The sequence below is a fragment of the Pseudarthrobacter sp. RHLT1-30-1 genome, from assembly GCF_059383415.1.
In genome coordinates this window covers 41,012-59,351 of the sequence record NZ_JBWZCG010000015.1, presented here as the reverse complement: position 1 = coordinate 59,351, position 18,340 = coordinate 41,012, and the positions used below count along the sequence as shown (strand labels likewise).

Annotated in this window: 18 protein-coding genes; 11 read left to right on the top strand and 7 right to left on the bottom strand. The window is 64.8% G+C overall.

Features of this window, described 5'->3' with window-relative positions; translation table 11 throughout:
* Nucleotides 1-443 precede the first annotated feature (443 nt).
* Both AC50YM_RS12320 and AC50YM_RS12315 read left to right on the top strand, forming a co-directional pair.
* The gene (locus AC50YM_RS12320) at nt 444-1,853 is read left to right on the top strand and encodes a trimethylamine monooxygenase (RefSeq protein ID WP_494957237.1); all 1,410 of its coding nucleotides are present in this window, start codon (nt 444-446) and stop codon (nt 1,851-1,853) included.
* A gap of 310 nt (nt 1,854-2,163) precedes the next feature.
* Entirely contained in the window at nt 2,164-2,367 is a 204-nt protein-coding gene (locus AC50YM_RS12315) for a hypothetical protein (RefSeq protein ID WP_494957236.1), read from the top strand.
* 73 nt (nt 2,368-2,440) lie between these two features.
* Here AC50YM_RS12315 and AC50YM_RS12310 read toward each other — a convergent pair whose 3' ends face one another.
* From AC50YM_RS12310 to AC50YM_RS12290, 5 genes are all read right to left on the bottom strand, one after another.
* Nucleotides 2,441-3,415 carry a carbohydrate kinase family protein gene (locus AC50YM_RS12310; protein ID WP_494957235.1) on the bottom strand — a complete coding sequence of 325 codons (975 nt, stop codon included), beginning with the start codon at nt 3,413-3,415 and terminating at the stop codon, nt 2,441-2,443.
* A 68-nt stretch (nt 3,416-3,483) separates the two neighbouring features.
* Nucleotides 3,484-4,545, bottom strand: a complete 1,062-nt coding sequence (locus AC50YM_RS12305) for an NAD(P)-dependent alcohol dehydrogenase (RefSeq protein WP_494957234.1) — start codon at nt 4,543-4,545, stop codon at nt 3,484-3,486.
* Between the two features lie 56 nt (nt 4,546-4,601).
* On the bottom strand, nt 4,602-5,519 hold the full coding sequence (locus AC50YM_RS12300) for a carbohydrate ABC transporter permease (protein WP_494957233.1): 918 nt from the start codon (nt 5,517-5,519) through the stop codon (nt 4,602-4,604).
* The gene (locus tag AC50YM_RS12295; protein WP_494957232.1) at nt 5,516-6,484 is read right to left on the bottom strand and encodes a carbohydrate ABC transporter permease; all 969 of its coding nucleotides are present in this window, start codon (nt 6,482-6,484) and stop codon (nt 5,516-5,518) included. Before AC50YM_RS12295 ends, AC50YM_RS12300 begins: the two co-directional genes overlap by 4 nt.
* A gap of 25 nt (nt 6,485-6,509) precedes the next feature.
* Nucleotides 6,510-7,859 carry an ABC transporter substrate-binding protein gene (locus tag AC50YM_RS12290; protein WP_494957231.1) on the bottom strand — a complete coding sequence of 450 codons (1,350 nt, stop codon included), beginning with the start codon at nt 7,857-7,859 and terminating at the stop codon, nt 6,510-6,512.
* 265 nt (nt 7,860-8,124) lie between these two features.
* Between AC50YM_RS12290 and AC50YM_RS12285 the strand changes: the two genes are divergently transcribed.
* Entirely contained in the window at nt 8,125-9,048 is a 924-nt protein-coding gene (locus AC50YM_RS12285) for an AraC family transcriptional regulator (RefSeq protein ID WP_494957230.1), read from the top strand.
* A gap of 34 nt (nt 9,049-9,082) precedes the next feature.
* On the opposite strand, the gene AC50YM_RS12280 is transcribed toward AC50YM_RS12285, so the two are convergent.
* Nucleotides 9,083-9,637: a hypothetical protein gene (locus AC50YM_RS12280; RefSeq protein WP_494957229.1), complete on the bottom strand. Its 555-nt coding sequence runs from the start codon at nt 9,635-9,637 to the stop codon at nt 9,083-9,085.
* 103 nt (nt 9,638-9,740) lie between these two features.
* Here AC50YM_RS12280 and AC50YM_RS12275 point away from each other — a divergent pair, with 103 nt between their 5' ends.
* The 5 genes from AC50YM_RS12275 to AC50YM_RS12255 all read left to right on the top strand — a co-directional run bounded on the left by AC50YM_RS12275 (nt 9,741) and on the right by AC50YM_RS12255 (nt 14,781).
* The gene (locus AC50YM_RS12275; RefSeq protein ID WP_494957228.1) at nt 9,741-10,103 is read left to right on the top strand and encodes a PadR family transcriptional regulator; all 363 of its coding nucleotides are present in this window, start codon (nt 9,741-9,743) and stop codon (nt 10,101-10,103) included.
* A complete protein-coding gene (locus AC50YM_RS12270; protein ID WP_494957227.1) occupies nt 10,103-11,446 on the top strand; it encodes a permease prefix domain 1-containing protein in 1,344 nt (447 codons plus the stop codon). The genes AC50YM_RS12275 and AC50YM_RS12270 overlap by 1 nt, the downstream gene beginning before the upstream one ends.
* Nucleotides 11,447-11,592: 146 nt before the next feature.
* Nucleotides 11,593-11,769 carry a CsbD family protein gene (locus AC50YM_RS12265; RefSeq protein ID WP_494957226.1) on the top strand — a complete coding sequence of 59 codons (177 nt, stop codon included), beginning with the start codon at nt 11,593-11,595 and terminating at the stop codon, nt 11,767-11,769.
* Nucleotides 11,770-11,910: 141 nt separating this feature from the next.
* The gene (locus AC50YM_RS12260) at nt 11,911-13,419 is read left to right on the top strand and encodes an MFS transporter (RefSeq protein WP_494957225.1); all 1,509 of its coding nucleotides are present in this window, start codon (nt 11,911-11,913) and stop codon (nt 13,417-13,419) included.
* A gap of 102 nt (nt 13,420-13,521) precedes the next feature.
* On the top strand, nt 13,522-14,781 hold the full coding sequence (locus tag AC50YM_RS12255; RefSeq protein WP_494957224.1) for an NYN domain-containing protein: 1,260 nt from the start codon (nt 13,522-13,524) through the stop codon (nt 14,779-14,781).
* 80 nt (nt 14,782-14,861) lie between these two features.
* Here the strand turns inward: AC50YM_RS12255 and AC50YM_RS12250 are convergent, their stop codons facing one another.
* Nucleotides 14,862-15,233 (bottom strand): VOC family protein, encoded by a 372-nt coding sequence (locus AC50YM_RS12250; protein WP_494957223.1) that lies wholly within the window; start codon nt 15,231-15,233, stop codon nt 14,862-14,864.
* Nucleotides 15,234-15,441: 208 nt separating this feature from the next.
* Here AC50YM_RS12250 and AC50YM_RS12245 point away from each other — a divergent pair, with 208 nt between their 5' ends.
* The 3 genes from AC50YM_RS12245 to AC50YM_RS12235 all read left to right on the top strand — a co-directional run bounded on the left by AC50YM_RS12245 (nt 15,442) and on the right by AC50YM_RS12235 (nt 18,239).
* Entirely contained in the window at nt 15,442-15,957 is a 516-nt protein-coding gene (locus AC50YM_RS12245) for a flavin reductase family protein (protein ID WP_494957222.1), read from the top strand.
* A gap of 64 nt (nt 15,958-16,021) precedes the next feature.
* The gene (locus AC50YM_RS12240) at nt 16,022-17,122 is read left to right on the top strand and encodes an LLM class flavin-dependent oxidoreductase (protein WP_494957221.1); all 1,101 of its coding nucleotides are present in this window, start codon (nt 16,022-16,024) and stop codon (nt 17,120-17,122) included.
* Between the two features lie 319 nt (nt 17,123-17,441).
* The gene (locus AC50YM_RS12235; RefSeq protein WP_494957220.1) at nt 17,442-18,239 is read left to right on the top strand and encodes an AraC family transcriptional regulator; all 798 of its coding nucleotides are present in this window, start codon (nt 17,442-17,444) and stop codon (nt 18,237-18,239) included.
* Nucleotides 18,240-18,340 lie beyond the last annotated feature (101 nt).

Genomic DNA, 18,340 nt, shown 5'->3' with positions numbered 1-18,340 from the left:
GGCCCCGGTGCCATCGCGCAGCCGGTCGATACGCCGCGGAACATTGGCTGACTCCCGGGTCAACCAATCGGTTGACCACGCCTGCCCCACGGTGCACCGCCCGCGGTCTGCACCAGCTCCTTTTGACTTATCCACAGCCCGGATGAGCATAATGCAAGAGGACCGCCGACCTTATTGGATCGTAGGCGGACCGCCCGGAACAGCCATGCAGAACAATTTCCTGCTGACGGCAGACACCTATTGCCCCTTCTCCCGGTGCAGGCACAGGCCCGCAGGGATCGATAATCGAGGCCCGGCGCGCAGACGCGCCGACTGTGTGTCATTGAAGAAGCCGTCACCCGCCGTGTGCCTTGCGCCGCCTGCGGTGCGGCGGGTAGGCCTCACGGCCACATGCCTTCCGGGCGTCGAATCTGATGGAGAAGATCCAACGAACAGGAGTAGGCATGTCAATGCGAGTCGGAATCATCGGGGCTGGCCCCAGCGGGATGGCACAGCTGCGGGCATTTGAGTCGGCACGGCAGGCAGGAGCCAGCATCCCGGAGATCATGTGCTTCGAAAAGCAGGATGACTGGGGCGGCCAGTGGAACAACAGCTGGCGGATCGGCCTGGACGCGTTCAGTGAACCCGTCCACAGCAGCATGTACCGGCACCTGTGGTCCAACGGTCCGAAAGAGTGCCTGGAGTTCGCCGATTACACCTTCGACGAGCATTTCGGCCGGGCGATCTCGTCCTATCCCCCGCGCGAGGTCCTCTTCGATTACATCAAGGGCCGGGTGGAAAAATCCGACGTGCGCAAATACGTGCGTTTCAACACGGCCGCCCGCTGGGTCTCGTATGACGCGCAGGCGCAGGAATTCACCGTAACCGTCGAGGATCTGATCACCGAGACGACCGAGACCCACGTCTTCGACAAGCTGGTGGTCTCCACCGGTCACTTCTCCTTCCCCAATGTTCCCGAGTTCGAAGGCATCGGCAGCTTCCCCGGCGAAGTGCTGCATGCCCACGATTTCCGCGGCGCCGAACGGTTCGCCGGCCAGAACGTCCTGCTGATCGGCAGCAGCTACTCCGCCGAGGACATAGGCATGCAGACCCACAAAATGGGCGCTCACTCCGTGACGTTCAGTTACCGCAGCGCCCCGATGGGCTTCGACTGGCCCGAGAACACGACCGAACGCCCCCTGGTGACACGTTTCGAGGGCAGCACGGCGCAGTTCAGCGACGGCACCAGCGGAGACTTCGACGCCGTCGTCCTGTGCACGGGTTACCAGCACAAATACCCGTTCCTGCCGAGCGAGCTCTCGCTGAAGTCGCGCAACGTGCTCTACCCGGACCACCTCTACAAGGGCGTGGTGTGGCAGGACAACACCAACCTGTTCTACCTCGGCGCGCAGGACCAGTACTACACGTTCAACATGTTCGACGCGCAGGCCTGGTTCGCCCGCGACGTGATGCTCGGCCGCATCGCGCTGCCGGATGCCGCGGCGCGGACAGCCGACATCGCGGTCTGGCTGGAGCGGCAGTCCGCCCTGGCGGACCACGATGCCGAGGCCGATTACCAGACGGAGTATCTGCGCGGGCTGATCGCGCTGACGGACTACCCCGAGTTCGATCTGGACACCGTTTCCGAGCTGCTGAAGCAGTGGATGCGCGACAAGCAGGACAACATCCTGGGGTACCGGGACAACGTGCACCGCTCGGTGATGACCGGCACGATGGCTGCAAAGCACCACACGCGCTGGATCAATGCCATGGATGACAGCCTGGGGCGGTACCTCCAGGGCCCGTCAGAGAATGTGGACACCGGAGCCCTTGCCGCCCTCACCGCGGCGGCTCCCGCGGGACAGCACGGGTAGACCCCGACCTCCGCTTGCAGCGGTAACCATCCGGAGGACGACGGCGGGAATCATCCGCCGTCGTCCCCCGTTGCGGCCGAACTGCCTGTGATGAGTCTCACGGGCAATAAATGCGACATCAGCTTGAGTCGCCGCCGCCGCTCCATGCACTATGAAAAGGCAAAGATTTACCATCCTGGTGGACGCAATGAGGCCATACCGGTGAGCTCGCAGAGCTGGCCAAGGTCTCGGGCGTTCCCGGTTGGCCCCTCGGCGGCTCCGCATCGGTGCGGCAGCCGGACCCCGGAACCACGAATGGAAGCACTGAACAATGACGTTTGAAACTGCCACCTCTGTCACCCACAAGCTCTGGGACCGCTCCAACATGCACCACGAGCTGGACGCCCTGATCCACGACCACTCGGTGCGCCACAACACCTCCAAGAGCAACATCGCGGTCCACGCCAGCGGCCCCAACACCTTCACGCTCAGCCTGAACCAGGGAGCAGCCAACCTCGACTCGGCCGCCTCCTAACTCCACGGCATCAGCACAACACCACGACGACGGCGGGACTTTCCCGCCGTCGTCGTGGTGTTTCAGGTGCCGGTCAGGATCCCCAGCTCGGCCGACGTGGGCGGATTGGCGCCTGGCCGGGAACAGGTGATGGCGGCGGCCCGGTTCGCATAGGCGGCCAGGGCGGGCAGCTCGTCCGGCGTGAGGTTCTGCAGGCGCGACCTTGCTTGGCGCCCAGCGCATCCAGCTGCGCGAGTCCGGCGATCAGCGCCGCCATGAACGAATCCCCCGCCCCGACGGTGTCCGCCACCGTGACGGCTTCCGCTGGCAGGTCCGCCCGGCCCCGCCGGGTCAGGAGCAGGGGCCCGGCCGCGCCGCGGGTGAGCGCCACGAACGCCGGTCCGAGCTCGAGCCACGCTGCCATCGACTCGTCCGGCGTCCTGTCCGGGTAGAGCCACCGGAGATCCTCGTCGCTGGCCTTGACGATGTCGCTGGCGGCAACAAAATCCTCGACCCGGTCCCGGGCGTCCGCCGCGTCGGGGCTGACGGCGGGCCGGCAGTTGGGGTCGAAGCTGACGGTGGCGTGCGGACGTGCCGCCTCGATCAGCCGCCGCACGGACTCGCTGCCCGGCGACAGCACCGACGCGATGGATCCGGTGTGGATATGCAGTGAGCTCTCCACCGCCGCCAGGGCGGGAATCGACGCTCCGTTGAGATCCCAGCTGATGGAGAAGGTGTATTCCGCGGCCCCGGCGGCATCCAGGGACGCGACCGCGGTGGAGGTCGGCCGGGAGCCGCCGGCCGTGGCATCGACACCGTTGCTCCGCAAATGGTCGGCGATCAGCTGCCCGTACGCGTCCTCGGCAAAGTGGGTGATGAGGTTGGTGCGAAGGTCCAGGCGGGAGCAGCCGACGGCCACGTTGAGGGGGCTGCCGCCGGGATGGGCTTCGGGTGTGCCGGTTCCGCGGCGCGGGTCATCGATGATGTCAACGAGTGATTCGCCGATGACGGTGACCAGGAATCCGTCGTCAGGGTGGCCTGGCCGGGGACCTTCCCCTTGTGCTGGCATGGCTGCCTCCTTGCAGGGTGGTGAACGTGATGGCTGGTCCGGGCGCTTGGGGCTTTGGTGGCCGGGGCTTAGCGGCCGGGGTACACAATGGCCTTGAGCTGGCCGGCCTGTTTTCCGGCTTTGAGTGCCTGTTCGGAGTCGGCGAGGGCGAACCTGCCGGTGACCAGGATGTCCAGGTCCACTTTCCCGTCGGCGATCAGCTGAATGGCGAGCGGCCAGGTGTTGGTGTAGCGGAAGACTCCGGAGAGCCAGATCTCCCGGTTCTGGATGTACGAGACGGGGAGTTCGACGTCGTCGGCCCCCAGTCCCACGAGGATGACCCGGCCGGCCGGTCCCACGGCCTTGATCCCGGATCGGACGGCCTGCGGGGCGCCGGAGGCGTCGATGAACGCATCGACGTTGAGCCCTTCGACGCTGTCCGTCCTGGCGTTCAGGGCGTGCGTGGCGCCGTGTTCGAGCGCGAACGCCAGCCGAACCTCGTCGATGTCCGAGATGTGGATTTCGGTGGCCCCGTAGGCGCGGGCGGCCTGGGCAGCGATGATGCCGATGGGGCCCGCGCCGGCGATCAGCACCCTGCTGCCGGGCCTGATCTGCGCGCGTTCGCAGGCCCAGAGGCCGACGGAGAGCGGTTCGATAAGCGCGGCCGCCTCGTCACTGACACTGTCCGGGATGTCGTAGGCGAAGTCGCCCTGGATGGTGACGTATTCGGCGAAGGCGCCGTCGATCGGCGGGGTGGCGTAGAACTCGATGTCCGGGCACAGGTTGTACCGTCCGGCCTTGCACTGCTTGCATTTGCGGCAGGGCCGCTGGGGCTCGACGGCGACCCGCTTGCCGATCCGGGCGGGGTCCACGGCGCTTCCGACGGCGGCGATCCGTCCGGAGAGCTCGTGGCCCAGGATCAGCGGGTGTTCAACGACGTAGTCGCCGATCCGGCCGTGCTCGTAGTAGTGGACGTCGCTGCCGCAGACGCCGACGGCGGCGACCTCTACCAGAACCTGGTCGGGTTCCAGCTGCGGGACGGCCAGGGTTTCCATGGCCATGTCGCCCTGGCGCTTGAGGACGGCGGCGCGCATCGTTGCGGGTACTTCCGGGTGTCCGGGGGTCCGGGACTGTGCGGTTGAGGTTGTCATGGGAGTATTCCTTTTTCCTATCCTGATCGGTGGTGTGGGCCGGTTATTTGACGGCGTTATTTCACGGCGCCCAGGGAGAGGCCCTGGACGAGTTTGTCCTGAGCGGCGAAGCCCGCGAACAGCACCGGCAGGGAGACCACGACGGCGGCCGCGCAGACTTTCGCGAGGAACAGTCCCTGGCTGGAGACGAAGCCGGTGAGGAAGACCGGGGCGGTGCCGGCCACCACGCCGGTGAGGACCCGGGCCAGGAGGAGTTCGTTCCAGCTGAAAATGAAGCAGATCAGGGCTGTGGCGGCGATGCCGGGCATCGCCACGGGAGCGACGACCTTGCGGAGTGTCAGCAGCAGGCCGGCGCCGTCAATCTGGGCGGCCTCAAGCATTTCGACCGGCACTTCGTCGAGGAAGGAGCGCATCATCCACACGGCGATGGGCAGGTTCATCGAGGTGTACATCAGGCCCAGGAACCAGATGTTGTCCAGCGCGCCGGCGTTCTTGGCGGACAGGTAGAGCGGCAGGACGGCGGCGACCACAGGCATCATCTTGGTGGAGAGGAAGAAGAACATCACGTCGGTCCACTTCTTCACCGGCCGGATGGAGAGGGCGTACGCAGCCGGGATAGCCAGCAGCAGGACCAGCACGGTGGAGAAGATCGAGGCGGTGGCGGAGTTGATCAGCGACGGCCACGGGCTGACGCCGGAGCTGGCGCCGAAGAACTCGCGGTAAGCGTCCAGGGTGAGATCGGCGGCGATGGAGGGCGGGTTCGTCGCGGCGTCCGTTTCCGAATGGAACGACGTCAGGATCATCCACAGGACCGGCACCGCGAACAGCAGGGCCAGCAGCCAGGCGGCGATCCCCGCGGCGGTGTTGTTGCGGGTGGGATCCATCCGCGACTTGCCGCGGCGCCGTGGTGTGATGTGAGGGGCGGTTGGGCCGGAAACCGAGGCCCGGGGCTGGGCGGGGGTGAGCGTGCTCATCGTGCTGCCTCCTTCTTGAAGAGCGAAAATACGGTGCGGAGTGCGAAGGTCGCCACGATGATGGTGCCGGTGACCACCACGACGCCGGCGGCGGACGCCAGGCCATATTCGTTGGCGAAGTAGAACGTCTCGTAGATGGCGTAGGGCAGGTTGGCCGTGCCGAGGCCGCCGGAGGTGAGGGTGAAGACGGCGTCGAAATTCTGCACGACGTAGATGGCTCCGAGCAGTCCGCCCAGTTCCAGGTACTGCCGCAGATGCGGCAGGGTGAGGTGGCGGAAGATCGCCCAGGGAGAGGCGCCGTCCATCTGGGCGGCTTCTACCGTGTCCATGGGACGGGACTGGAGACCGGCGAGCAGGATGAGCATCATGAACGGTGTCCACTGCCAGACCAGGGAGATGATGATCGCCAGCAACGGTGCCTGCGACAGCAGGTCCGTCTGGGGCGGGGTGTCGCTGCCGAAGAGCGACCAGACCCAGGTGAGGGTGCCGTTGATCAGGCCATAGACGGGGTTGAGGATGGCGTGCTTCCAGATGAGCGCCGCGGCCACCGGCACCACGAGGAACGGTGCGATCAGCAGGGTTCGCGCCAGTCCGCGGCCGATGAATTTCTTGTCCAGCAGCAGGGCCAAACCCAGGCCGAGGACCAGGCTAGCCAGGACCACGGCGACGGTTTGGATGATGGTGGTGACGATCGCCTGCTGCATATAGGGATCGGTGAGGACCTGGAGGTAGTTGTCGAAGCCGGCGAACCCGGTCTTGTCCGGGCTCAGGCTGTTCCAGTTCAGGAACGAAATGATCAGGGTCACCACGAACGGAAGCTGGGTGACGATGATGAGGAAGATCAGGGCTGGCAGCAGCGGTGCACGCCGTACCCAGGCAAGGGCCCGTTCCCGCGATCTGGCGTTCCTGGAAGGTTGTGGTGCGCTGTCCCCGGGGCGGGAGATGCGCGCCGTTGCGTTGGTCATGATGTTCTCCTGCGGTTTAGGTGGGTTACTTCTTGTACTTGTCGCCGATTTTTTGGGCGGCGTCCTGGCCCTTGGCCAGCGCTTCGGCGACCGATCCCTGGCCGGCGATGACGGAACTGACACCCTGGGATACCCGGGTACCAAGGGCGGCGAACTCGGGGATACCGACAAACTGGATGCCGTCGGCCGGCCGGGGCTGGACGCCGGGGTTCTTCGGATCAGCGTTTTCGATGGCGGAGCGTTCGGCTTTGAAAAACGGTGCGGCCTTCTGGAACTCGGTGTTCTCGTAGGTGGAGATGCGTTTGCCGGACGGAACCTTGGCCCAGCCGAGCCTGGACGCCACGAGCTCCTCGTACTCCCTTGAGCTGGCCCAGGCGATGAACTTCCCGGCGGCATCCTGCTTTTTGGAGGCCGCCTGCACGGCCCAGGACCAAGTCCAGAGCCAGCCCGAGGATTTGGTTTCCTTCACCGGCGCCTGGGCATAGCCGATCTTGCCTCTCACCGGGGAGGACTCGGCTTCCAGGGCTCCGGCCGCCGACGTGGCGTCGTACCACATGGCCACTTTGCTCTGGCTCATGTTGGTCAGGCATTCGGTGAATCCGGCCTGGGCGGCGCCGGCTTCACCGTGCTCGCGGACCAGTTTGGTGTAAAAATCCACGGCCTCGGTAAATTCGGGCGAGTCGACCTTTGCGTTCCAGTCCTTGTCGAACCAGGTTCCGCCGAAAGTGTTCACCACCGTGGTCAGCGGTGCGAAGACCTGGCCCCAGCCGGGCTGGCCGCGCAGGCAGATTCCCTTCATGCCCGGGGCGGCGCCGTCGGCCTCTGCGGCCAGGGCTGCGACCTCGTCCCAGGTGGGCTTCTCCGGCATCGAAAGTCCCTTGGCCTCAAGAATGTCCTTGCGGTACATCAGGAAGGAGGATTCCCCGTAAAACGGTTCGCCGTAGAGCTTGCCGTCGTTCCCGGTCAGCGACGCCGTGTACGCCGGCAGAATGTCCGCCTGGTTGAACTCGGCATCCTGGGCCACAGAGTCCAGCGGTGCCAGCCACCCGTTCGCCGAATAGAACGGGATCTCGTAGTTGGACAGGGACGCAACGTCGTACTGGCCGGCCTGGCTCGAGAACTCCTGGCTGATCTTGGCGCGGACGTCGTTTTCCGGCAGGACGGTGTAGTTCACCCGAATGCCGGTTTCCTTGGTGAAGTTATCCGCGGTGAGCCGCTGCAAGTCCTCCATCTGGGGGTTGTTGACCATCAGGACATTGATGGCCTTCGGGTCTGCTGCGGAGTTGCCTCCGCCGGCTCCTGCACAGGCCGAGGCGCTGAGCGCCACGCACAGGGCACCTGTGGCCAACGCGGCGACGCGTGTTTTTGCGCGCATTCAAGGACTCCTTTGTTCTTTCGGGGATGCAATGCGACCTGTACTCCGACTGCTGTGTCGGGGTGTGGCGCCGAAGGCGGGACCGGGGCTGGTAGCCGGGGTTGCCGCGCTGATGTTCCTCAAGATTAGGCCTGTGGGATAGGCCACAACTAGCGGCCTGGTTGCCGGTTTCTGATACTAATTTTCCCGACCGGCCTGGGGCCGCGCGCTACGCTGGAGGCAACCAACGGCGCTGTCTGTTTTACCTAACCCCGGGAGGTCCATGATGAGCGCGGCAGATCCCAGCGACGGCGCAGCCGCCCGGCTGGCAGAAAGGCTGCTCGGCATGCGCGCCAACCGGGAGGTCATCCCGGAAGACCCGGACCATTCAGTCCGGTGGCACGAGCACGACTACCCCAGCCCGGTGGCACGCTGGAACTACCACCCCGAATATGAGCTGCACCTGATCCGGAAAGGCGCCGGAAAGTTCATCGTGGGTGACCATATCGGCACGTTCGAGGCCGGACATGTGGCACTGGTGGGATCGGGGCTGCCGCACGACTGGGTCAGCGACCTCGAGCCCGGCGAAGTCCTCCAGGGCAGGGATGCACTCATCCAGTTCGACGGAAAATGGGTGGAACAGGCCGCCGCCATCATTCCGGAAATGGCCGAGGTCAAGCCCCTGCTGGAACAGTCCTCACGCGGGATCGAGTTCCTGGGCCAGACAGCCAAATCTGCGGCCGACTCCATCAACGCAATGGGCGCCTCCACCGGGCTGGCGCGACTGCACCACCTTTTTGAGCTGCTCACGGTTCTTGCCCGCGCCCCACAGGAGGAACGCCGCTACCTCGCCGAGGAATGGTTCCGGCCCCAACTCGACGGCCAGGCCGCGGCCGTGGTGGACATCGTCCTCGAGTACGTCTTCGGCAACCACGCCGGCAGCGTCAAGATGTCCGAAGCCGCGGCGTTGGTCGGGATGTCAGAGCCGACGTTTTCGAAATACTTCAAGCGGGCCACCGGCCAGAACTTCAGTGACCTGGTCCGCAAACTCCGGCTCGCCCATGCGCGGCGGCTGCTGGAACACAGCGACAAGGCCATCTCCGCCATTTGCTACGAAGTGGGCTTCTCGAACCTGTCCAATTTCAACCGGCACTTCCTCAACGACGCCGGCGAAACCCCGCGCGACTACCGTCAGCGCGTGCAGAACTGACGGTCGCGGGACATGCTCCCCCTGTGCGAATCCGCTAGCCCTCCCCGCGCGCAGCGCGGATCTGCGCACGGCGGCCATCCAGAAAAGGCTCAACATCCGGGACCCGGTGCAGTGACAGGGAAGCGGGCTCCATCCCTCTCCCCTCCAGGACAATCCCGTCGCCCCCGTGCCTGCCGCTGGCCCACCAACGGTCAGCATCCCGCCAGACGTCGAAGACCTCAGGAAAGTCGTCAACCAGCATGGCCACTTCCTCGCTGGGCTCGGACAGGAGCGCCTCCAGCCGACGTGCCAATTCCGCCCCGCTGGCCGGAGGCCCGCCCTCGGCCAGCCGGCGGTGGCCGATGGCCGTCCGCGGGTCCTGGGTCGTCGTCGAGGTCCGCAGGTACGGACCCGATCCCTCGGAGCCGTAGACCAGGCCCACTGCAGTAGGCGGACGGCTGCCGAGATCCCATTCGCCGATAGCCCTCGGCCCGGACCACCCGTGGAGCCCGTAACAGGGCAGTTCACCGGCGGACTCCCTGACCCGCTGCTCCATTTCGTCGTATCGATCCCAGAATTCTTCGGGCCCAAGCCTTCCCGTCAGCTTCATGGCGCAAGTATGCCACCACTCACCGGCAGGCAAACGGAGGCTGTTTGGCTATACCTAGAGCTGCTAGGTTTGATACCCTTCAGCTCTAGGTATAGGAGACGTTGTGCGCATTGATAAAGACCTGGTCGCCGCCTCGGCCACGCCGCTTGTCCTGGGCATCCTGTCCGGCGGCGACCTCTACGGCTACGCCATCCTCAAACGCGTGAGTGAGCTGTCGGGCGGGGGCATGCAGTGGACCGACGGGATGCTCTACCCCCTGCTGCACCGACTCGAGCGGCTTGGTTACGTTTCGTCGTCGTGGGGCACGTCCGACGCCGGACGCCGGCGCAAGCACTACGCCATCACTCCGGCGGGCCGGGATGCCCTGGCGGACCGTCAGGAGCAGTGGACCGTCGTCGCCGACGCACTGCGTCAGGTGTGGCAGAGCTCGCCGCGGCCTTCCGGGACAGTTGAGGGGTGGGCGTGATGGCGTCACACGCTGAGCTGGAGGCCCAGATCGACCGCTGGCGCGGCTACGTTCAGCGGCGCCATGCGATCTCCCCCGCCGACGTCGACGAACTGGAAGACCATCTGCGCGAGCAGATTGCCGACCGGCAGGCGACAGGGCTCGACGACGAGGAGGCCTTCCTGGTCGCCATCAAGCGCCTCGGCAACCTCGACGCCGTCTCCCGCGAGTTTGCCCGCGAACACTCCGACCGGCTGTGGAAGCAGCTCGTCCTCGTGCCGGAGGGCAGCGACGGCGGCACACCACCGTGGCGCGAGCTGGCCATGGTGCTCGCCCTCGCCGTCGGCGCGGGCGTGGCGGTCAGGGCCGGTCTTGCCTGGCTCGAGGACGGCGCCCTGATGCGCAACCTCGGCCTGCTCGTCTTCCCGTTCCTGGCCGCCTACTTCGCCTGGAAGCGCCGCCTCAGCGGGGCGGTGGCGGCGGCGCTGATCGTCTGCTTTGCCGTTCTGGCGGTCGCCCTCAACGTCTACCCGTTCGCCCCCGGCGGTTCCACCCAGCTGCTCGCCGCACTGCACGCCCCGGCCGTTCTCTGGCTGCTGCTGGGAGTCGCCTATGTCGGCGGGCGGTGGCGGTCAGACAAGCGACGCATGGACTTCGTCCGATTCACCGGCGAGCTCGCCATCTACTTCACGCTGCTGGCGCTCGGCGGCGCAGTCCTGATCGCACTCACCCTCGCGATGCTCCAGATCGTGGGCGCCGACTTCGAACCGGTTCTGGAGGGCTGGATCCTGCCATTCGCGGTGCCCGGCGCGTTTGTGGTTGCCACGTGGCTGGTCGAGGCCAAACAGCAGGTCGTCGAGAACATCGCCCCCGTCCTCACCCGCGTATTTACGCCGCTGACCGTTGCCATGTTGCTGGTCCTTCTGGCCGTGCTTGCCACCGCGGGCGGCTTCGCCGGCATCGACCGCAACCTGCTGATCCTCATGGACGCAGTCCTCGTGCTGGTTCTGTGCCTGCTGCTCTACTCGATTTCGGCCCGCGACTCGCTCGCCCCTCCCGGGCTGTTCGATGCCATGCAGCTGGTCCTGGTCGCCGCGGCCCTGGCAGTGGATGCCGTGATGCTGACTGCCATGCTTACCCGTATCGCGGAGTTCGGCTACAGCCCCAACAAGGTCGCCGCACTGGGCCTGAACCTTCTACTGCTGGTGCACCTCCTCATGGCCGCCTGGCTCGCCGTCGGATTCCTGCGCGGCCGACGCCGGTTCGCCACGGTCGAGCGCTGGCAGACCCGGTATCTGCCGGTCTACGGCGTCTGGGCGACGGTCGTGGCCCTGGTCTTCCCCGCCGTCTTCGGCTTCGTCTAGGCAGGACCCGCGGCCATCCCTCCGGGCGGCACTCCATCGCAAATACTGGCCGGCGGGCCTCAAATTTCGACGGTTCTGTCTCTACAATTAAAGTGTTGGCCTCCACGGCAACCGGTCGCGGGGGCGACCAAACAAGGAGGATCACCATGGGCCTGGGTGAGAAGTTCCACAATGCCGCTGAGAAACTGCACGGCAAGGGCAAAATGGCGGCCGGCGAAGCCACCGGCAACGACCGGATGAAGGCCGAGGGCAAGCGCCTCCATCTCAAGTCCGACCTGAAGCAGGCGGGCGAAAGAGTCAGGCACGCCTTCAAGAGGCACTGATACAGACCGTCAGAGGCCGAGGCGCGGTCCGCGGAACGCGCCTCGGCTCTTGTCTGCCACCCGGCAATTCTTCCGGCAAATGCCTTTCCGCCCGGGCAGCGACCATGTCCGCACCGGTTAGTTGTCAGTAAACTGGGACGCATGACCGAGCAGGAACCGGCCACGTCCAGGGCCGCTGCGGCGCCAGACGGCAGCACGGACTTCCCTGAGGACCTGGCCGCCACCTCCACTTCTGTCGACGACGGTGAGGCCCGGCGCCCGGCCGATCCCGACGCCCGCGACGTGTCCTTGCGCAGTCCGGCACGGCGGTCCCGAACCTTCGCGGGGATCCTGGTGAACACCGCCCTCGCCAATATCACGACCAGCTACCTGTGGTTCGCCCTGACATTCTGGGTGTACCTGCAGACGCGCAATGTGATCGCCACCGGGGTGATCGGCGGTGCGTACATGCTGTTGATCGCCCTTTCGAGCATCAGCTTCGGCACCCTCGTGGACCGCTACCGCAAGCTGTCGGTAATGCGCTTCGCCGCCGGCTTCACCCTGGTGATGTTCGTGCTGTCCGGGGCCATGTTCCTGCTGACACCGACCGCCTGGCTGCTGGACCTCACCCAGCCGTGGTTCTGGGTCTTCACCCTGGTCATTTTGGTCGGGGCAGTGGTGGAAAACATGCGCAACATTGCCCTCTCCACTACCGTCACCATCCTCATCGAACCGGATCGGCGGGCCAACGCCAACGGGCTGGTGGGAATGGTGCAAGGGCTGATGTTCATCGTCACTTCGGTGCTCTCCGGGCTGTCGGTCGGGCTGCTCGGCATGGGCTGGACCATCGTCGTCGCCCTGGTGCTCACGGCGCTGGCATTCGCGCACCTGCTCACGCTGCGCATGCCCGAGGAGGTGCGCGCGGCCGCCACGGACGCCCACGGCGGATTCGACCTGCGCGGCTCCTTCGCCGCCGTGCTGGCCATTTCCGGACTGTTCGCGCTGATCCTCTTCTCCACGTTCAACAACTTCATCGGCGGAGTCTATATGGCGTTGATGGATCCCTACGGCCTGGAGATGTTCCCCGTGGAGCTGTGGGGGACGTACTTCGCGCTCGGCGCCACCGGATTCATCGTGGGCGGCGCGCTGATCGGCAAGTTCGGGCTCGGGTCCAACCCGTTGCGCACCATGCTCATCGCGGTGATCGTGATGGGGGTCCTCGGTGCGGTGTTTACGCTGCGGGAGTGGGCATGGCTGTACATCGCCGGCATCTGGCTTTACCTGGTCCTGGTGCCTTTCGTTGAGGCCGCCGAGCAGACGGTCATCCAGCAGGTGGTGCCCCTGCATCGGCAGGGCAGGGTGTTCGGATTCGCCATGGCGTTCGAGTCCGCGGCAGCGCCGGTCACCGCGTTCCTCATCGCGCCGATCGCCCAATTCTGGATCATCCCGTACGCGCGGTCCGCTGACGGCGCCGCCCAGCTCGCCCCGCTGTTGGGCGAGGGCACCTCCCGCGGCATCGCCCTGGTCTTCCTGATTGCCGGGATGATCATGATCGCGGCCGCGCTGCTGGCTTTCCTGACGCCGGTCTACCGCCGGGTTTCGGCGTCGTATGCGCGGACATCAGCAGACGCGCCGGCGTCGGCGAAGACCGCGTCCCCATCCTCCGGATGAGGACGAACGTGTTGGCTAGTGCATCCGGACATGCGGGGTCGAAGTGCACGCCGCGGAAGCAATATCCGGCATTGGCCGCACTCCTGCTGGCACACTGGGCCGATGACTGAACCTCTTTCCCAGCCCAGACGGCCTGGCATCCGCGCGGCGATGTTCGTCGACTTCGACAACGTCTACACGGGCCTGATGGCGCTGGATCCGGCCGCTGCCAAGAGGTTCGCTGAAGATCCCAAGCATTGGACGGAAGCGCTGGCCAACGGCGGCGCGGGCGAGCAGTCCCGGCGCTTCCTGATTCGCAACTGCTATCTCAACCCGGTGGTCTACTCCAGGTACAGGCCCTACTGGACCCGGGCCGGCTTCCGCGTGATCGATTGCCCCTCCCTCACGCAACGCGGCAAGAGCAGCACGGACATCAACCTGGTGCTCGAGGCAATGGACGCACTTTCCGGCAGCGGTGGTATCGACGAGTTCTTCATCGCCTCGGCCGACGCCGACTTCACGTCCCTGATCCAGCGGTTCCGGGCCGCTGACCGGATGACCACCGTCATCGCAGCCGGCGCCGTCGCCTTCGCATACCGGGAGATGGCGGATCATGTGGTGGAGTCCCACGACTTCGTCGCAATCCTCAACGGCACAACGGTGGAGCCCATCCATACCGTGGAGTCCCCGAAGCAGCAGCACGTCCCGGCCACAGCGAAGTTGAAAACCAAGGCAGCCTCGCCCGCGGTCCGTGACGTACTGGAGTTCGTCCGCAACGCACCGGGACCGGTCGTCGGCGCGATGGTGGCCCATCGGGCCCTCACCATGGATCCGTCCCTGAAGACAGACTGGGGCGGCTTCGGAAAGTTTGGGACCTGGGTGGCCCAGATCGGCCAAAGTGTCGAATATTCCCCAGCGCAGGGCGGGTGGGTCTGGGACGCCAAACGGTTCTCGAACGAGGATCTTCCTGCCCCGGCTGACGCGCAGCCCGGCATCGAGGAGCAGGTCACCCGGGTGACGGATGTTCCGGCACTTTCCGGCGCCCAGTTCCGGCAGGTATTCCTGGCCATGGCGGCCAGGCTTCGTGAGCATCCGCTCAACCGCACCGAATTGTCCCGGCTTGTCCGGGATGACTGCGTCAGCGCGGGCCAGCCGGTCTCCCGCAACGCCGTGAACTTTGTCCTTCAAGGCCTGGCTTACGCCAATTTCCAGCTCAATGACGAGGCGACAGCAGCGGATCTGGCAGCAGCCTGGACCGCGAACGTGGAAGAACTCTGCCGGGTTGCGCTACTGGAGTTCGACGCCGCCGAGAAGCTCGCGGTACGTCGCTGGGCCAGCGGCGGGCTGCTGGAGCCCACGCAGACTGACAACTCCCGCGCCTAGCGATTTCAGCCAGCATCCCCAAGGTTGGGCTGCTGGCTCCGCACGTCTGATCATTCGAAGTGGCCGCAACCACTCTCGGATCAGACGTGCTGGTCGACGAGCACCGGGTTGCCGTCCGGATCCAGGACCATAAAGCTCGCGGGTCCCGTCGTTCCTTCGTCTGCCTCGGAAAGTAACTCGGTGCCCGTGGCTTTCAGTTCCCGCTGGAGCTCGCGCACGTCGGTGAAGGGGTCCACGGCCTCCGCGTTCTGGTTCCAGCCCGGGTTGAACGTGAGCATGTTCTTCTCAAACATGCCCTGGAACAGGCCGATGACCGTCTCACCGTTCTTCAGGATCAGCCAGTTCTGGGTGATGTCGCCGCCGAAACGGCTGAAGCCAAGTTTCTCGTAGAAGGCAGCGGAAGCCTCGATGTCCTTGACGGCGAGGCTGATCGAAAAAGCGCCGAGCTGCATGTGTTGCTCCACTCTCCAGAAGGACGGTTTGAGTCGATGATACCCGCGGCCATATTCCGGTCACGCGTGCTACAGCTCAGTCAGGTCACCGGGAGGGCAGGCGTGAGCTACGTCACCAAAAACGGCCAAAGGTCCGCGCAATCCGGATAGTACGCGCCCGCCGCCAACCCCAGAATTGAGGAACTAGCAGTACTGAGGAGGTTTACCAATGTTGGTTGACAGCATGCCGGGTCACAGGACCAGGGCAGATGAACCACGGGTCCCGGTGGCAGCACCCGAGCTCCGATCGGTCATGAGGCACTGGGCAACCGGGGTCTGCGTCGTGACTACAGCGACGGCCGGCCGGCAGGCAGGGCTGGTGATGAACAGTTTCGCCTCGGTCTCTTTGGAGCCCGCGCTCGTCTCCTGGTGCGTTGACAAGGCATCTACGAGTTTTGACATCTGGATGGAGACAGACAACTTTTCAATCCATGTTCTGGATCAGGCCGACGCCCACTATGTTCCCCGGTTCGCACGGCGTGGCGTAGACAAGTTTGACGGCCTCACGACGCAGCCGGGCGCTACCGGCGCACCGGCATTGCCCGAAGTGCAACTCCGCCTGGATTGCAGGCTGTGGAGCCGGTACGAGGGCGGAGACCACATCATTCTGCTGGGCCGGGTGGAGCACATATCCCAGCCGGCATCGATCGATCCGCTGCTGCTGCACCAGCTGCGGAAACCCTGAGCATTCGCCATTTCGTTCTCTCCAGAGCATCTCCCACCAACCAGAAAGAGGCATCATGCACCCCATGAACAGAAAAGACCACTTCAAGCTCGGCCTATTCTCACCGAATTGTTCCGGCGGGCTGGCAGTGACCAAGATCGAGGAGCGTTGGGGCGCCACCTGGGAGGAGAATCTCAGAATGGCCCGCATCGCCGACAAAGCCGGAATTGACTTCCTGCTTCCCATTGCACGTTGGATCGGATACAAGGGCGACACGAACTTTCATGGCTCTGTGCTGGAGCCCATCCCCTGGGCCGCTGCGCTCCTGGCATCCACGGAGCGGATCTCCGTTTTTTCCACGGTTCATACGGCGTTCAACCATCCTTTGGTAACGGCCAAGCAGATTGCCACCCTGGATGCCATCGGCGGCGGCCGGGCAGGATTGAACATCGTTGCCGGCTGGAACCAGCCGGAATACGAAACGATGGGCGTGGACATGGCTGAGGCCCATGATGATCGATACGGATTCGCCCAGGAGTGGTGGGACGTCGTGCGAGAAGCATGGGATCGTGACGAAATCTTTGATTTCGACGGTAAGTTCTTCTCGCTCAAGCACGTCGAGTCCCTGCCGAAACCCACCGCTGGAAGGGTCCCGATCCTGAACGCCGGGTCCTCTGCGCAGGGCCGCAACTTTGCCGGCCGGAATTCGGACTTCGTGTTCACAATCGTGGGCGGGCCTGAAGACGGAGAGGATATTGTCCGTTCAGTCAAAAGCAAGGCCATGGAGGACTACCAGCGCGAAGTTGGCGTCCTCACCCTTAGCCATGTCGTTTGCCGGCCCACACACCAGGAAGCTACTGACTACTTGCATTACTATGCGGAGGAAAACGCGGACTGGGGCGCAGTTGACTACCTCATGAATCTGCAAGGACTCCACGCAGAGTCCTTCACCAAGGAAATGCTGGCAACCATGAGAACCAGGTTCGCAGCCGGCCACGGCTCCTGCCCGCTGATCGGAACCCCGGATGATGTGGCTAACGAGATCGCCAGGTTTGCGAAGGCCGGCTTCGACGGGATGACTTTGGCGTTCGTCGACTACGCGGGCGAGCTTGAGTACTTCACCCAGGAGGTATTGCCCCGCCTCGAGCGTTTGGGCGTGCGGCAACCGCTGCTCGCAGCCGTATAGCATTAATTTTTTCACCGTCAGGGGAGCTCTATGCAGGGGGTGGCCGCCTGAACTAGAATGGAGTCCTGGGCATTGAGAGGACATTTGCATGGGCACTTCCAGTGGCGCAGATGTTTCCCTAAGCGGGCCGGCTGGGCAGCCTCTTGCCGCATATCCACTGACGCGAAGCAGGTCGGCGGCCGTCGTCCGGGATTCAGTCAACAGTCTGACCGCCGAGGAACACCTGCTGGTACCCCACCGCGGAAAAAATATTGACGGAACAGTCAACGGGCGCCACGTCGGCGCTGTAAGCCTCGTCTTTGTGGCTTACGGCGCCGGCGTGACTGTCGTCAGCCCGCCCTCCGGCCGGAGGGCACTGCTTGTCATCCCGCGAGGACCCATGCTGGTGGAGTCCTGCGGTAACCAGTGGGTTGCCACCACTCCATTCGCGCTGAGCTCGCACCATCAGACCAAGATGGTCCCCGACCCCGACCGGGGAGCCTTGATCGGCGGAGTAGACGCCGACATCCTCGAAAGCCATCTGGCCTCGACTTCCGGCCGGCTCATGGTTAAGCCAATATCGCTCTCCAGCGGCGTCCCGCTCCAGCTCAGCAGCCCCGCCATGGTGACCCACACCTGGCTTGATGCATGCCATGAACTGGACCAAGGCGTCCCGCCACAAGCAATTGGATGGCTTGAAAGCATCCTCTTAGCCACCATGTCCGCGGGACTTGCCCCTTTTCTAGAGACGTCCTTCGCCCCGCTGCCGGAGTCCGGCATCCCGCCCTATGTCGAGTTGGCGTGCCGGTACTTCGACCAGAACCTCAGGGGAAATATCCGAATCGACGACGTGGCATCCGCAGTCGGAATCAGCACACGGCAGCTGCATTCGGCCTTTAAGGACCACCTTGGACGGACCCCTGCCCAGGTTCTGCGGGACATGAGACTGGCCAACGCCCGGCATAAACTGGAGACGATGGGCCCGTCCATGAAGATTTCCATCGCGGGGGCTGCCTATGATTCCGGGTTCTCGCACCTTGGGCGATTCTCTGCGTACTACACCCAGAGATACCAGGAGTCGCCGTCTGCGACGGTCCAAAGGCTACGCGCCGAAGCCAAGGGCGTCGTCTCGACATAGCCCGCGAAGGGTCCTCCGCAGAACCATTAACTACGGACTCAAAGGACCACCAAACATGTGATGCCGTTCATCGCCCGTGAAATCTGGGCGATGAACGGCAT